Annotated in this window: 1 protein-coding gene; it reads right to left on the bottom strand. The window is 29.9% G+C overall.

Annotated features, from left to right (window positions below; genetic code table 11):
- Positions 1–378: BRO-N domain-containing protein (locus CCO88_RS09955; protein WP_002785155.1), on the bottom strand; the 378-nt coding region annotated here is incomplete at its 3' end.
- Positions 379–421: the final 43 nt, after the last annotated feature.

Here is a 421-nt window from a genome sequence, read left to right as displayed (position 1 = left end):
TTTATTATAATTTTCTAGTTTTGGTGCGTTGTTAGACGCGTAATAACCTTGCTTTCTAATGCTTGGTAAGACTTCTTTAATAACCCATTGTCTAAAAGGCTTTGCTTTTGGCTTATCACTTCTCATTAAGACAAAGTAAAGTTCAGGTTCATTTATTACAATAAATTTTTGTATTCCACCAAGAGTTTTAAAGGGGTGCCACTCAAAAACGCCCCCTTTATCGAACTCCTTATTTATAGAGTCTCTAACGCTATTTGTTTTTTTAATATTTAATATTTTGCATATATCATTTAGGCAAAACAAAGGCTCATTATTTTTATCTCTAATTGTTCTTACTTGTCCCAATTCTTCATTTTCAAATAAAATAACTTTGCTCATGCTATCTCCTTGTAGAATGTGTTAGGAATCTTATATTTATTAT

This window comes from Campylobacter coli LMG 9860 (genome assembly GCF_000254135.1).
Taxonomy (GTDB): domain Bacteria; phylum Campylobacterota; class Campylobacteria; order Campylobacterales; family Campylobacteraceae; genus Campylobacter_D; species Campylobacter_D coli.
Note: the sequence above shows the minus strand (reverse complement) of the source record. Positions and strands in the feature narration are given on the sequence as shown.